This window comes from Mariniflexile litorale, from assembly GCF_031128465.2.
Taxonomy (GTDB): domain Bacteria; phylum Bacteroidota; class Bacteroidia; order Flavobacteriales; family Flavobacteriaceae; genus Mariniflexile; species Mariniflexile litorale.
In genome coordinates, this window is record NZ_CP155618.1 from 2695292 (window position 1) to 2710795 (window position 15504).

The window sequence follows — 15504 nt, forward strand, 5'->3', positions numbered from 1 at the left end:
TTATAAAAAATTTCTTATTTTTTTTCTAACCAAAGTCTAGCATTTACAAAAGCTTCCAACCATGGGGATACTTCATCTTTTCTGTTTTCTGGATAGTTAGCCCAATTCCATTGGAAGGTAGAACGCTCCATATGTGGCATAGTTACTAAGTGGCGCCCCGTCTTATCGGTTAACATGGCTGTATTAAAGTCAGAGCCATTAGGGTTGTTAGGATAACCTTCATAACCATATTTTGCAACAATATTATAGTTTTCTTCGGAAAGAGGTAGGTTAAATTTACCTTCACCATGAGAAATCCAAACACCCAACGTAGTGCCTTCAAGTGTTGAAAGCATCACAGAATTATTCTTTTGAATTTTTACAGAAGTAAATGAACTTTCGTGTTTATGCGAATCGTTGTGACCCATTTTACCATGAACCTCGTGTTCTGGATTGATAAGTTCTAATTCCATCCATAATTGGCAACCATTACAAATGCCAACAGATAAAGTATCTTCTCTTTTAAAGAAATCCTTAATAACTTTATTTGCTTTTTCGTTGTATTTGATGGCACCTGCCCAACCTTTTGCAGAACCAAGTACATCTGAATTTGAGAAACCTCCAACAGCACCCAAAAATTGAATATCTTCCAAAGTTTCACGACCAGAAATTAAATCGGTCATATGTACATCTTTTACATCAAAACCAGCTAAGTACATGGCGTTTGCCATCTCACGTTCAGAATTACTTCCTTTTTCACGCAGAATTGCTGCCTTCGGGCGTTTGCCTTTAAAAGCTTCTAGTTTTCCAGTAAAATGTTTAGGAAATGTATATTGAAGTGGTTGGTTTTTATAATTATTGAAACGATCTTCTGCTAAATTATTTGCCGTTTGCTTTTTATCTAACAGATAAGATGTTTTGTACCAAACATCTCTTGTTTTAGCAACATCAAAAGAGAAACTATCGTCGTTATTTTTAATATTTACACTTCCAGAATTGTTTACGGAGCCAATATTGAAAAATTCGATATTATTTTCTGATAAAATCGTTTCTACTGAAGCATCAGCTTGAAAAACAATGCCTGAATTTTCAGCAAATAATACTTTTATAGAATCTTCTTCATTTAATTGAGAAAGATCTAAATCGGCTCCTAAATTTACTTCAGCAAAACAAAGTTCTAAAAGGGTTGTGATTAAACCTCCAGAAGCCACATCGTGTCCCGCTTTAATTTTATCGGCTTTAATTAAGTCTTGTATGGTATTAAAAACAGTTTTAACAAATGCGGAATCTTTTACATTAGGGGCTTCGTTTCCAATAGCATTTAAAACTTGATTGAAAGAGCTTCCTCCTAATTTAAAATCATCTTGTGAGATGTTGATATAGTATATGGCTCCACCATTTTGTTTTAAAACAGGCTCAACAACTTTAGTGATGTCATTACAATTGGCACCTGCTGAAATAATAACGGTGCCTGGAGAAATAACTTCATCATCCTGATATTTTTGTTTCATGGAAAGCGAATCTTTTCCAGTTGGAACATTAATACCTAAATCGATAGCAAATTCTGAAACAGCTTTTACAGCTTCGTATAAACGGGCATCTTCACCTTCATTTTTACACGGCCACATCCAGTTTGCCGACAATGACACTGCTTGTAATCCATCTTTTAAAGGTGCCCAAACCAAGTTGGTGAGTGCTTCGGTAATGGCGTTTCTACTTCCTGCAACAGGGTTAATCAACCCTGAAATAGGCGAGTGGCCAATAGAGGTGGCAACACCTTCTTTTCCTTTAAAATCGAGAGCCATAACACCCACGTTGTTTAAGGGTATTTGTAAAGCACCAACACATTGTTGTTTGGCTACTTTACCACCAACACAACGGTCAACTTTATTTGTTAACCAATCTTTACAAGCCACCGCTTCAAGTTGTAAAACTTGTTCTAAATAGATTTGTAAATTTTTAGTTTTGTATCTCGGGTTTTTATAATTTCTAACAACCGTTTTATCGGTTAAAACTGTTTTTGGTGAACTACCAAACATATCTTCCATGGCTAAATCCATCGGTTTGTGTCCGTTAGATTTAGACTCAAATGTAAATCGATCATCACCAGTTACATCACCAACTGTATATATTGGAGAACGCTCACGCTCGGCAATACGTTGTAACGTATCGATATGTTTTTCTGCAATAACCAACCCCATACGTTCTTGAGATTCGTTACCTATAATTTCTTTGTCAGAAAGTGTTGGGTCTCCCACAGGTAAGGCGTCCAAATCTATTTTTCCGCCCGTATCTTCTACCAATTCAGACAAACAATTTAAATGCCCACCAGCACCATGATCGTGAATAGAAACAATGAAATTTTCATCACTTTCTACCATCCCACGAACCGCATTGGCAGCACGTTTTTGCATTTCAGGGTTGGAACGTTGTACAGCATTTAACTCAATGCCAGAAGCGAAGGCGCCAGTATCTGCCGAAGACACTGCAGCACCACCCATGCCTATTCTGTAATTTTCACCACCAAGAATCACAATTTTATCCCCTTTTTTAGGCGTGTCTTTAAGCGCTTGGTCTGCTTTACCATAACCAATACCTCCAGCTTGCATGATGACTTTGTCGAATCCTAATTTTCTAGCTTTTGAATCGCTTGAAGATCCGTTTTCGTTGTGTTCAAACGTTAATACAGAACCTGTAATTAAGGGTTGTCCGAATTTGTTTCCAAAATCGGAAGCACCGTTTGAGGCTTTTATTAAAATATCCATAGGCGTTTGGTACAACCATTCTCTGGCTTCAAACTTTTGTTCCCATGGGCGATTTTCTTCTAATCGAGAATAAGAGGTCATGTAAACTGCTGTTCCTGCTAATGGTAATGAACCTTTTCCTCCTGCGAGTCTATCTCTAATTTCTCCACCAGCACCTGTTGCAGCACCATTAAAAGGCTCTACGGTTGTTGGGAAATTATGTGTTTCCGCTTTAAGGGAAATAACAGATTCAAACTCTTTTATTTCATAGTAATCAGGCTTATCGGCGGTTTTTGGTGCAAACTGCTCAACTACCGGGCCTTTTACAAAAGCCACATTATCTTTATATGCAGAAACAATATCGTTTGGATGTGTTTCAGATGTTTTTCTAATTAATTTAAAAAGAGAGGTTGGTTTTTCTTCACCATCAATTACAAATGTTCCGTTGAAAATTTTATGACGACAATGTTCTGAATTCACTTGAGAAAATCCAAATACTTCAGAATCAGTTAATGGACGACCAATTTTTTTAGCAACACCGTCTAAATAGCTAACTTCTTCATCACTTAAAGACAAGCCTTCTTTTTGGTTGTAGGCGGCAATATCTTCAATGTTTAGGATAGGTTCTGGCTTAATATTTATAGTGAATGAATTTTGATTCAAACCTTTGAACTTTTCAGAAATCATCGGGTCGAAATCTTTATAATCTTCAGTAACTGCTTGAAATTCTTCAATACGAATAATGTCAGAAACGCCCATGTTTTGGGTGATTTCAACCGCATTTGTACTCCAAGGTGTTATCATGGCAGCACGTGGGCCAACAAAAAAAGCATCGAGTGATGCTTGTTCTATTTTAGGCTGGTTGCCAAACAACCACGTTAATTTAGCGGTGGTTTCGGTTGATAATTCTTTTGTTGTTTGAACAGCAAATATGTTGCTGGTTACGTTTCCAAAGAAATGAATCATTATCTATTGATTTGTATATGTTTAAAGAAAGTGCAAATTTACTTTTTTTCGGCGTAATACCATATAAATATTTCCATGAAAATTTGGAGTTATTCACGGGGTTTTGAACATAAAAAAAGCGACTCGTTAAAGTCGCTTTAGTGTGTTATGATTTTCTTTCTAAAAGCGCCATATAAAATCCGTCATAACCAGATTTATGTGAGAGCACTTTGTTGTCTTTTTTAAGTGTGAAATTTGCCCCAACTTCGGAAGCTAAAAATTTTTCAACTTGCTCTTGGTTTTCAGAAGGTAATACCGAACAAGTAGCATAAACTAGTTGCCCGCCCACTTTTACCATTCTAGAATATTGTTGTAAAATTTCTTGTTGCGTTTTCTTTATTTTATCAATAAATTCGGGTTGTAGTTTCCATTTAGCATCAGGGTTTCTACGTAGAACCCCTAGGCCAGAACAAGGTGCGTCAATTAAAACGCGGTCTGCCTTATCATATAGTTTTTTAATAACTTTTGTGGAATCGATAACGCGAGGTTCAATATTATGAGCGCCGTTTCGTTTGGCACGACGCTTTAACTCATGAAGTTTGTTGTCATAAATATCCATCGCAATAATTTGCCCTTTATTTTCCATAAGAGAGGCAATGTGAAGTGTTTTGCCACCTGCACCTGCACAAGCATCTACAACGCGCATGCCTGGTTCTACATTTAAAAATTCAGCAACTAATTGTGAGGAAGCATCCTGCACCTCAAAGAAACCATTTTTAAATGCTTCGGTAGAAAATACATTAGCACGTTCTTTTAGTTTTAAAGCATTTGGATAGTCTGGTAAAAAATCACACTCTATATCTAAATCAAACAGTTCAGTTTGAAGTTTTTCTTTGGTAGTTTTTAGTGTGTTTACTCTTAGCACAACATCGGCTTGTTGGTTTAGAGCAGCTATTTCTTTACTCCATACAGCATCGCCTAATTCTTTTCTTCCTATCTCATCCATCCAGTCGGGGATAGATTCTTTAAATTTTCTTATTTTAGATAATTCATCAAAGCGTCCTTTTATTTTGCGTAAAGGAGTCCCTTCAAAATATTTCCAATCTGGTAATTTTATGCCCTTTAAGGTTGCCCAAACAGCAAACATTCTCCATAAATTATCTCTATCAAAAGGTTCTTTAACTTCAGCAATTTCGGCATAAAGGCGTTTCCAGCGTACAATATCATAGGTGGTTTCTGCAACAAATGCACGGTCGCGAGCGCCCCAACGTTTATCACGTTTTAATAATTGTTGAATAACTTTATCGGCATACTTTCCTTCATTAAAAATCAAGGTTAATCCATCAATAACCGAAAAGCATAAATTTCTGTGTAATCGCATCGTTTATAAATAAGGGTGCAAAGGTACGTTTTTAAATGTGTATTAAATAAGTGGTTAATAACTTATTTCGTTACATAACACCATTTTATATACATTTGAAAAACTTCAAGAATCTAGCGCAAGTTTTTATTTTTAACGGCATCTAAATTAAAAAGGATGCCATCAAAGCATCGCTTTGATGGTTCGATTGAAATTGTTATTCTCGTTAATACGGGAATTTAAATCAGATTTATAATTTTTTGACTGAAAACGAATTTATAGAAGGCTTACAAAACCATAACGCGAATGCGTATGGCAAGTTAATAGACGATTTTCAGCAAAAGGTTTTTGCTACCTGCATTTCATTTGTACCCAATAAAGAAGATGCCGAAGATATTGCACAAGATGTTTTTATGGAAGTTTTTAATTCGATTCATAAATTTAAAGGGAATTCGAAACTATCTACTTGGATTTATAAAATCACGACCAATAAATGTTTAGAATTTATTAGAAAGCGGAATACGAAAAAGCGTTTTGCTTTTATGCAATCGCTTTTTGGAAATGAGATTCCAATAGATAAGAGTCGCTATTTTACAGAAATGAATCATCCGGGGATTTTATTAGAAAACAAAGAGAAAAGCGAAATCCTTTTTAAGGCTATAAATCAATTGCCAGAAGCTCAGAAAGTCGTGTTTTCGTTAAGTAAGGTGGACGGTATGAGTTATCAGGAAATTTGTGATATTACCGAGAAAAGTTTATCGTCGGTAGAATCATTAATGTTTCGAGCAAAAAAGAATTTACAAGATTCTTTAGAGAATTTTTATAAAAATAATAAGTAGCGCAAGTTTTTTTAAAATATGGCATCTAAAATAGTATAGCACAATAAAATGGAAACAAATAAAGACATACAAAACAAAATAGATAGCACTTTAAATGTTATAGATGCTATTGAAACCGCAAACGTGTCTCCTTTTTTTAAGGATAAAACCATGCAACGTTTATTTACAGAAAAGGAAGAAATAGTAACAACTAGAAATTGGTTTTCACCAAAATTACAATTGGCTACTTTGTCCTGTGTTGTTATTTTGAATGTGATAGCATTTACTCAAATAAAAGCATCGTCTTATGATGAAAATATTAATGAATTTGCTGATACTTATGGGTTTTCTACAAGTACTGAAACCTCATTTTTAAACTAAAAAATAAATCTAAACAGATGAAAAAAAATATACTTTTATATGTTTTACTATTCTTTTTAATAATTGTTAATGGTTTTTTCTTGTATAATTATTTAGGAAAACCAGACGTGAAAAAAGAAGGTAAAGACCCCATGAGCTTTGTTATTAAGCAACTCAATTTTGATGATGAGCAGTTACAAGAAATGCAGTTTTTAAATAAAAAGCATCATAAAAAAATGATGCGTATTAATGATGGTGTAAAAGAATTAAAAGACGCCTTATTTAATAGGTTGTCTGATATTGATGTCGATGAAAAAGTTGTAGATTCTATTACAGCCTTAATAGGATTAAAAGAAAAAGAATTAGATAAAGAAGCATTTTATCATTTTAGAAGTATTCAAGAATTGTGTAACGATAAACAAAAGGAAAAATTTAAAAGCATTATAAAGGATGCCCTTCATAAAGGTAGAGAACAAGGGGATAGACCAGCACCGCGGGAAGGTGGCCCTGATGGGCAAAGACTTCCGCATCTTGGAGGACCAGAAGGTAACAGATTGCCACCGCCGAATCATTAAAAAACTTAGAAACAAAGCTTTAAGGCCCTCAAGATATTGAGGGTCTTTTTTTTGTGATTTTTTTAACAAATCTAACCACAAGTTAAATCATAGAAGGGCATCTAAAAGAACATAACAATAAAATATTAAAGATGAAAAGTAACAGATTAAGAACAGCAGTATTAGTTTTTGGAATTGCATTATTTATGACGAATAACACCTTTGGGCAATCGGAGAAAAGAGACGATAGAAAAGAACCACCAACTTTTAAGGAGTTATTAAAAAAGATGGATGCCAATGATGATGGTAAACTTTCTAAAGAAGAAATAGAGGGACCTCTAAAAGATCATTTTGAAAAAGTTGATGCCGATAAAGATGGTTTTATTACTGAAGAGGAATTAAAGAAAGCGCCGAAGCCAAAAAGAAGATAGACCGTAGCATATAAATAACCCTAAACACTAGAAATATGAAAAGAATAAATTCAATTAAAATAGTGATAAAAACAACGGTTTTTGTTATGCTTATTGCTTGTTTTACTGCTTGTAGTAATGACGATTCTGCTGTGGTAGAAGCGATGGAAGACGAAGAAATAGCAGTCATTATAGATGATACCGATTTTGAAGCCACAGATTGGACTTCGGAAACACACAGTAAAGATGCAGATCCAAATTTTGATGAAGTTTTTGATGATAATGCCGTGAAAAGATTAGATATCGTTGTTACAGAAGCACGTTGGCAAGCGATGCTAGATGATATGACAAGCCTTTACGGAACATTTGGGGGGAATTCAGTTGGGCCAGGTGGCGTTGGATCAGCCAGTGGCGGATTAACAGAAATTGACGAAGATCCTATTTTTGTGCCAGCTGAAGTTTTTTATAATGGAAAAGAATGGTACCGTGTGGGCGTTCGTTTTAAAGGGAACTCAAGTTTGCAATCGAGTTGGCAAGCGGGTATTTTAAAATTATCATTCAAACTTGATTTTGATGAATTTGAAGATGATTATCCACAAATAAAGAATCAACGTTTTTATGGCTTTAAAAAATTAAGTCTTAAAAATAATTACGACGACACATCGATGCTTCGAGAAAAAGTGGCGATGGACGTGTTTAGAAATTCAGGTTTAGTAGGGTCGCATACAGCATTTTACACGGTTTATGTAGATCATGGTGATGGTTCTCAATATTTTGGAGTGTATACGTTGGTAGAAGAAGTTGATGATACGGTTGTCGATACTCAATTTTCTAGTGATGATGGAAACTTATACAAACCAGATGGCGATGCTGCAAGTTTTGCTAACGGTACCTATGATGAAGATGAATATGTAAAGAAGAATAATGAAGATGAAGCAGATTTTTCAGATGTTGAAAGCTTATTATCAATATTACATGATGACTCAAGAACTACCGATGCAGCTACATGGCGAACTAATTTAGAAGCCGTTTTTGATACCGATGTGTTCTTAAAATATTTAGCCGTAAATACCGTCATTCAAAATTGGGATACTTATGGTAGAATGACTCATAACTATTATTTATATAATAATCCAGATACTAATAAATTAACTTGGATTCCATGGGATAATAATGAAGCGCTTCAAGAAGGTAAACAAGGAGGATCGCCTGCACTCGATTTTTCAGATATATCAGCAAGTCAATGGCCGTTAATTGGTTACTTATACAACGATAGCGTTTATAAAGCTAAATATGATAGTTATGTTCAAGAAGCTGTCGATGGTTCCTTCAACACCAACAGTATGCAATCGCTTTACACTTCATATTCAACTTTAATTGAGCCCTATGCAACTACCGAAGTTTCTGGTTATACTTTTTTAAATTCTAGTTCAGATTTTTATACGGCTATAAATCAATTAAAAAGTCATGTGTCATCTAGAGCAACAGCAGTAAATAATTACTTAAATAATTAGATAGAAAAACGTTGAATTGGTTAGTCTTTTTTAAAGAAAAACAGATTAACCACAAGTTTTTTAATAATAACACATCTAAATTAAAAACAAAAAAAAATCAAATGAAAAACGTATTGAAATTATCAATGTTGATTAGTTTAATGGTATTGGCTTTTGTTGCTTGTTCAAGTGATGGTAGCCCTAATGATGAAATGGAAGAAGAAGTTATAACAGAATTACATGCTGCTTTTGAAGCATTTAATAAAGATGCTGTAACTATTTATCTAAGCGGTTCAAACGTTGTTATTGAAACAACTGGTTTGCCTAATCATAAAACTGTTTATTGGGGTGAAGGGCATAGTCTATATATGCAAGAGTCCACAGTACAAGCAACACCAAGCATCATGTCAAGTAATAATAACGCGACGACCATGACCGTGGATGCGACTCCAAACTTAACTGGAAATTCCGTTTCTACACAGTTAAATACTATTGGTATCGCCGTAAGTGGTGCGTCAATATTTAATGACCAAGAAGGGAATGGCGCTTTAAACCAAGCAGCAGCTAGTTTAGATTGGACGGGTGCTCATATTGGTCCTGGGGTTTATCATTATCATTTAGAACCAAAAGCATTTACTGATGATGACTCAAGTTTAGTAGGAATACTAAAAGATGGTGTGTTTCTTTATGGTAGGAAGTGTAGTTCTACAGGAACATATCCAACCAATTTAGATGCTTCAGGAGGTCACACAGCTTCTACGCAGTATACAGATGGAGAAGAAGAATATCATTATCACATCATTAACGAAATATATTCTACAACAGGATCTTACATTGCATTTGCGGGTCCTTACAGAGGTTACTAATGAAAACAATAATCAAGTCTTTTTTTATGCTATTATTTTTAGTTTCATTTACCAATTGTAAAAGAACTTCAAATAATACAGCTACTAACGGTTCAGTTACATTCGATGTTAACACTCGTGTTGTAATAGATTCTATGGAAGTTGCCAAAAGCCAATTGGTTTTAAATCAATTGGAAGGTACTTGGTATTTAAATAACAAACCTTATAATGGGTATTCGTTGAAATTTCACGCCAATGGTGGCTTAGAGGAAAGATTGGGTTTTTATCAAGGTAAAAGACAAGGTGTCGCTAAACGGTGGTCTGAAAATGGCATACTTAGAGTTGAATCATTTTATCATCAAAATAAATTGGTAGGCGCTTATAAAGTTTGGTGGGAAAATGGCGAACTAGCAGAAGCATCTTTTTATGAAAACGGATTAAAGCAAGGTGAAGAAAAGCAATGGCATGCGAACGGTCAATTATCTAAATTACGTCGTTTGGTAGATGGAAATGAAAATGGAATGCAACAAGCGTGGTTAAAAAACGGTACCCTGTATATTAATTATGAAGCCAAAAATGGTCGTGTTTTTGGTTTACTAAGGTCTAACTTATGTTATCAATTAGAAAATGAAGTGGTTATTAAAAATTAAAATAAATTATTGGATTTTAACTTTATTATTAATACTCGTTGTTGGGTGTAAAAATGAAGTAAAAAAAGAACCAGTTATAGAAGTAAAAACGAGTAGAGTGGATTTTCTGCCATTCTATAATGATGAGTCTTTTACGCCACATTGGTTAACTCCAAATAGCAAAGAGGAAAAAGAGTTTCATAAAATCCCTGATTTTAAATTAACAAATCAGTTAGGAAAAATTGTAACTCAAAAAACGTTTGAGAATAAAATATATATTACCGACTTCTTTTTTGCGAGTTGTCCAGGTATTTGTCCGCAAATGACGAGTAATATGTTTAAGCTGCAAGAAGAATTTATAAATGATAGTGACATATTATTTTTATCCCATTCTGTAACACCAACATTAGACTCTGTTCCTGTGCTTAAACAATACGCAAAAATGCATGGTGTTGTTGATAATAAATGGCACTTAGTAACGGGTGATAAAATACAAATTTACAATTTAGGAAGAAACCAGTATTTTGTAGAAAACGATTTAGGTACTCCAAAAGATATTAACGACTTTTTACACTCCGAAAACTTCTTGTTAATTGACAAAAAGAAACACATTCGAGGGATTTACAATGGTTTGAATAGAGCGTCTATGGCACAGTTAGTTACAGATGTAAAAACGCTAAATAAAGAAATTTAATTTTGTTGAATTGATTTTTAGTTGGAAAGGTTTCATGTTTTTACATGGAGCTTTTCTATTTTTATAAGAAATTAAAATTTATGAAACAGCTTTGTGCTTCTATTGTATATATAATTTTGTTGTTTTCTTGTGCAAAAAAGGAACCCATCAAACCAAGAAATTTTGTAAACGTTGAAATAGAAACACTTTTACAAGATTCATTATTAAGTATCCGAGCCATTGAAATATTAAATGATGGTAGTTTAGCCTTTGCAGCCAATAATGGAGCCTTTGGTCTTTATAACCCTTTAAAAAATAGTTGGGTTACTTCTAAACAAGAGTTAGATAGTTTCAATTTAGAATTTAGAGCAGTGGCACACACAGCAACTGATTTTTTTATGCTCAGCATTGAAAGCCCTACTTTATTGTATAAAACCAGCGATACTGGTAGTATGAAATTAGTCTATTATGAAAACCATACCAAAGCCTTTTATAATGCTATAAATTTTTGGAACAACCAAGAAGGTATAGCCATAGGCGATCCGATTGATGGATGTATGAGCATTATTATCACCAGAGATGGTGGTGAAAGCTGGAAGAAACTTTCTTGTGATGTGCTTCCTAAAACGAATGAAGGTGAAGCCGCTTTTGCTGCTAGTAACACAAATATAGCTATAGTTGGTAATCATACTTGGGTTGCAACAGGAGGAAAAACAAGTAGAGTTTTATATTCGGCTGATAAAGGAAAAACATGGAATGCTTTTGAAACACCAATAGTACAAGGTTTAGAAACTACAGGTTTGTATTCTATAGATTTTTATGATGAATTAAACGGGTTTGCTATAGGTGGCGATTACACCAAACCAGACAATAATGCAGCAAACAAAATACGCACAACCAATGGCGGCAAAACATGGGAATTGGTGGGGCAAAACCAAAACCCTGGTTATACAAGTTGTGTGCAATACATTCCTAACAGAGAAGGAAAGGAGCTGGTTGCTATGGGGTTTATAGGAATAGATTATAGTGCCGATTCAGGAAATACATGGAAACACTTAAGCGATGAAGGATTTTATACTATAAGATTTTTAAATGATAGTACGGCCTATGCAGCAGGAGCAGGACGAATTTCTATACTTACTTTTAAAGAATAATGTTTTTTTAAACTACCTTATTTTTTTTTGGTTGTTATTTCAACAACTCCATTTTTACCTTTCTTTCCGTATTTTTCTGTGGATTTTTTGTCTTTTAAAACGTAAATTGATTTTATATTTTTTTTGTCAATGTCTTCTTATTTTTTGTTAGATATTTTTTTACCGTCAACAATAATTAAAGGAGACTCCCCTTTTGTGGTAGATGTAGCTTTTATTCTTATATAATCATGATTGATTGAATCTAATTTCTTTTCATATCCACTCACTACTACATCGGCCATAGGTTTATGTACTATAAATTCTGTTTGCCATTTATTATTTTCAGTAGTAATTTCAATCACGCCATTTATTCCTTTAACACCATTTTTTTCTATAGCTTTTTCGTCTTTTATAACGTTCATTGATTTAATGTTGTTATGTTTTATGTTTTTTAGTTTTTCATAAGGTAGCTCCTTACTATCAACAATAATCAAAGGTTGTTTGTAACTATCAATTTCAATTTTATGACCAATTTTTATATTTTTATTTGAATCCGATGCATTGCTATACTCAATTACTTTTATATCAGATGCTTTTCCTTTTGTAGTAATTATAATAACACCATTTTTACCTTTATCACCGTAAGCCTTATTTGCTGCTTCTCCTTTAAGAATATCTATTTTTTTAATATTTTCAGAATTTAATTTATCAAATTCACTTTTTTTAGACTCTTTACCATTTATAATAAAGAGAAGATTATCACTTATTGAGTTAGGATTATTTTTGTTTCTTAGTTTAATTGTATCTGTATCCCTTTCACTAATTCTTGTTTGAGTTTTTGTGTTTTCTGGTTGTAACTGAATATTAAGTAGAGTTATAGTATCTACTGTAATTTTTTGAGTCAACATTCCTTTAAAACTAATAATAAGTATGTCTTCTTTTTCTGCCTCTATTATGTAATCTCCATCAAAATTAGTTACAGTGCTTTTATTTTTTCCTTCAATAATTATATTTACTCCAGGTAATCCTAAACCTTCTTTATTAGTAACTATACCAGAAATTTTTTGACTAGTTCTTTTTAATAATGTTGTATCGTTTTCTAACTTTTCAAAAGGAGTGTCTACTTTAACATAAATTTTTTTAGTATTGCAACTCATTAAAAACAGAGCTAATAGAGGGATTACCAAGGCATATTTTAGTTGATTTATTTTCTTTGATTTTGATTTGTGCAACATAACGATTCGTTTTTTGATTAATGAGTTATAAAAATTATTTGTAATTGCCAATTGATGTTTTGGCATACTTGTTTTTAATAAGGTGTATTGGTAACTTTTTTTACAGTTAGTTTCTTTTTGTGCATTTTGGTCGGCAATAAATTCTAAATTTTGTTTTAAATCTTTATTGTAGAGCCAAATAAAAGGATTAAACCAAAGTACAATACAAGCAAGTTGTGTTAATATATTATCTATAGAATGATATTGTTTAACATGAACAATTTCATGCGCTATAATTTGCTTTAGTTCTTCTTTGTTAAATAGAGCAGGGTTTAAAACAATCCATTTAAAATAAGAGAAAGGCAAAATGTTATTAGTAGTTGTAATAATTGTAAAATGACTTTGTTTTTCACGCTTATTTTTTATGATTACACGAGACAAGGATATTAATTGAACCACAAAACGGATGGAAAATACAATAACTCCCAATACATATATAATAGAAATGAGGTCTAGTAATTTAAAAGATTCTTCAATGGTTTCTGACGCTATATAAGCATCAGTAGTAAAATTAGATAGGTCTATAGGTGTATACTCGATATAAATAGGAATAACAACAAAAGGAATAAGAAATCCTGTTAGAATGCCTAGTAAAAGAAAAACTCTATTAAATTCAAAAAACGTATCACGCTGTAAAAACAGTTTGTAGCACAGATAAAAAATAGTAATAACGGCACTCGTTTTTAAAAGATATTCCATGTTATTTGTCTTTTTCAATTAAAGCAATAATCTCTTTAAGATCTTCAACACTTATTTTTTCTTCTTTTGCAAAAAACGATACCATGTTTTTATAGGAATTATTAAAGTAGTTGTTAATAGCTACATTCATAAAACCTTTTCTATAGTCTTCTTTTGTTACAATAGGGTAGTATTGGTGTGTTTTTCCATAGGCGTTATAGCTAACATAACCCTTCTCTTCTAAATTTCTAATAATGGTAGAAAGCGTGTTGTAGTGAGGCTGTTCTTCTTTTATTTCTGCCAACACATCTTTTACAAAAGCTTTTTCAAGTTTCCATAAAATATGCATAATCTCTTCTTCTTTGTTTGTTAATTTTTCCATTGTATTTATAATATTTTGGGCGTTACCACAAGGGTCGGGCTATACGTTACAATCTTTTTGCTCGTGCCTTACAAAAAGGATTTTCACTACTATCCCTAACGCAAACAAATATATAACTGTTTTTATAGTTGAACAACTAAATTTATAGTTATTTAACTATAATTGAAGTTTTCAAAAAACTTTTAACTTCTAACTTCTAACTTTTAACTTTCATTTATCTTCGCAAAAAAAAAATAATATGAGTATAGTTTGGGTCGTTTTAGGATTTACATTATTAGTAATAGGAGGTGAGTTTCTAGTAAGGTCGTCGGTGGCTTTATCATTTAAGTTCAATATCTCTAAAATGGTAATAGGGATGACGGTAGTTTCATTCGCCACGTCGGCACCCGAATTATTAGTGAGTTTGCAAGCAGCCTTATCGGGGTCTCCTGCTATAGCTATTACCAATGTCGTGGGGTCTAATATTGCCAACATAGGCTTGGTGTTAGGTATTACTGCCATGGTGAGTGCTATTGCGGTAGATAAATCATTTTACAAACTAAATTGGCCTGTTATGATGGTGTTTTCCATTGTATTGTACTATTTTCTAAAAAATGATAATATACTTTCATCTTTCGAAGGGGTGATACTATTTTTAGGTTTGATTATATTTTTAATAATCTTGATTAGAAATACAAAAAACGATGCTATAGTTGAGGAAGTGGATGATACCTTGGCTGTTGTTTCTAATTTTAAAATAGGAACATGGTTGTTTATTGGTGCTCTAGCGTTGTATTTTGGGAGTGAGTGGTTGGTTGATGGTGCTAAAACTATTGCCTTATCCATAGGTGTTAGTGAAGCGGTGATCGGGGTTTCTTTAATAGCGATAGGTACCAGTGTTCCAGAATTGGCTGCATCTATAATTGCAGCAGCTAAACAAGAAAAAGCCATTTCTTTAGGTAATTTAATTGGATCAAATATTTTTAATATTGCTTCAGTTTTAGGATTAACAGCAATTATAAAACCAATACCTGTAACTGAGCCTTTAATATTATCAAACGATATTTTCTGGATGTTAGGTTTTGCCTTTGTGTTATTTCCTTTAGTTTTTCTTGGTAAAAAGTTTGAGATAAATAAAGTTAAAGGTTTCTTTTTGGTTTTATGTTATGGAATTTTTATGACGTTATTGTTTACTAATGGAAAGTAATATAAAAGTAAAGTGAATAAAAAAGGGTTTGCAATTTGCAA

General features: G+C 33.0%; 14 protein-coding genes. 10 read left to right on the forward strand and 4 right to left on the reverse strand.

Annotation, left to right across the window (positions count from 1 at the left end; genetic code table 11):
- Positions 1 to 14 precede the first annotated feature (14 nt).
- A complete protein-coding gene (gene purL, locus QLS71_RS11115) occupies positions 15 to 3689 on the reverse strand; it encodes a phosphoribosylformylglycinamidine synthase (RefSeq protein ID WP_308993034.1) in 3675 nt (1224 codons plus the stop codon).
- A 145-nt stretch (positions 3690 to 3834) separates the two neighbouring features.
- On the reverse strand, positions 3835 to 5049 hold the full coding sequence (locus tag QLS71_RS11120; protein ID WP_308993035.1) for a methyltransferase domain-containing protein: 1215 nt from the start codon (positions 5047 to 5049) through the stop codon (positions 3835 to 3837).
- A gap of 239 nt (positions 5050 to 5288) precedes the next feature.
- On the opposite strand from QLS71_RS11120, the gene QLS71_RS11125 reads away from it, so the two are divergent.
- The 9 genes from QLS71_RS11125 to QLS71_RS11165 all read left to right on the forward strand — a co-directional run bounded on the left by QLS71_RS11125 (position 5289) and on the right by QLS71_RS11165 (position 11964).
- Positions 5289 to 5867 carry an RNA polymerase sigma factor gene (locus QLS71_RS11125; RefSeq protein ID WP_308993036.1) on the forward strand — a complete coding sequence of 193 codons (579 nt, stop codon included), beginning with the start codon at positions 5289 to 5291 and terminating at the stop codon, positions 5865 to 5867.
- A 48-nt stretch (positions 5868 to 5915) separates the two neighbouring features.
- On the forward strand, positions 5916 to 6227 hold the full coding sequence (locus QLS71_RS11130) for a hypothetical protein (protein ID WP_308993037.1): 312 nt from the start codon (positions 5916 to 5918) through the stop codon (positions 6225 to 6227).
- Between the two features lie 17 nt (positions 6228 to 6244).
- Positions 6245 to 6781: a hypothetical protein gene (locus tag QLS71_RS11135; protein ID WP_308993038.1), complete on the forward strand. Its 537-nt coding sequence runs from the start codon at positions 6245 to 6247 to the stop codon at positions 6779 to 6781.
- Positions 6782 to 6912: 131 nt separating this feature from the next.
- Positions 6913 to 7191, forward strand: coding sequence for an EF-hand domain-containing protein (locus QLS71_RS11140; RefSeq protein ID WP_308993039.1), 279 nt, complete (start codon positions 6913 to 6915; stop codon positions 7189 to 7191).
- Between the two features lie 35 nt (positions 7192 to 7226).
- Complete coding sequence (locus tag QLS71_RS11145; protein WP_308993040.1) at positions 7227 to 8684, forward strand: CotH kinase family protein; 1458 nt, start codon at positions 7227 to 7229, stop codon at positions 8682 to 8684.
- Between the two features lie 101 nt (positions 8685 to 8785).
- Positions 8786 to 9529 (forward strand): YHYH protein, encoded by a 744-nt coding sequence (locus tag QLS71_RS11150; protein ID WP_308993041.1) that lies wholly within the window; start codon positions 8786 to 8788, stop codon positions 9527 to 9529.
- The gene (locus QLS71_RS11155) at positions 9529 to 10158 is read left to right on the forward strand and encodes a hypothetical protein (RefSeq protein WP_308993042.1); all 630 of its coding nucleotides are present in this window, start codon (positions 9529 to 9531) and stop codon (positions 10156 to 10158) included. The genes QLS71_RS11150 and QLS71_RS11155 overlap by 1 nt, the downstream gene beginning before the upstream one ends.
- Positions 10136 to 10831, forward strand: a complete 696-nt coding sequence (locus QLS71_RS11160; protein ID WP_308993043.1) for an SCO family protein — start codon at positions 10136 to 10138, stop codon at positions 10829 to 10831. The genes QLS71_RS11155 and QLS71_RS11160 overlap by 23 nt, the downstream gene beginning before the upstream one ends.
- Positions 10832 to 10911: 80 nt before the next feature.
- The gene (locus QLS71_RS11165) at positions 10912 to 11964 is read left to right on the forward strand and encodes an oxidoreductase (protein ID WP_308993044.1); all 1053 of its coding nucleotides are present in this window, start codon (positions 10912 to 10914) and stop codon (positions 11962 to 11964) included.
- Positions 11965 to 12101: 137 nt separating this feature from the next.
- Here QLS71_RS11165 and QLS71_RS11170 read toward each other — a convergent pair whose 3' ends face one another.
- Together QLS71_RS11170 and QLS71_RS11175 are read right to left on the reverse strand one after the other, a co-directional pair.
- A complete protein-coding gene (locus tag QLS71_RS11170; RefSeq protein WP_308993045.1) occupies positions 12102 to 13916 on the reverse strand; it encodes a M56 family metallopeptidase in 1815 nt (604 codons plus the stop codon).
- A 1-nt stretch (position 13917) separates the two neighbouring features.
- A complete protein-coding gene (locus QLS71_RS11175; protein ID WP_308993046.1) occupies positions 13918 to 14277 on the reverse strand; it encodes a BlaI/MecI/CopY family transcriptional regulator in 360 nt (119 codons plus the stop codon).
- Between the two features lie 238 nt (positions 14278 to 14515).
- Between QLS71_RS11175 and QLS71_RS11180 the strand changes: the two genes are divergently transcribed.
- Complete coding sequence (locus QLS71_RS11180; RefSeq protein ID WP_308993047.1) at positions 14516 to 15463, forward strand: calcium/sodium antiporter; 948 nt, start codon at positions 14516 to 14518, stop codon at positions 15461 to 15463.
- Positions 15464 to 15504 lie beyond the last annotated feature (41 nt).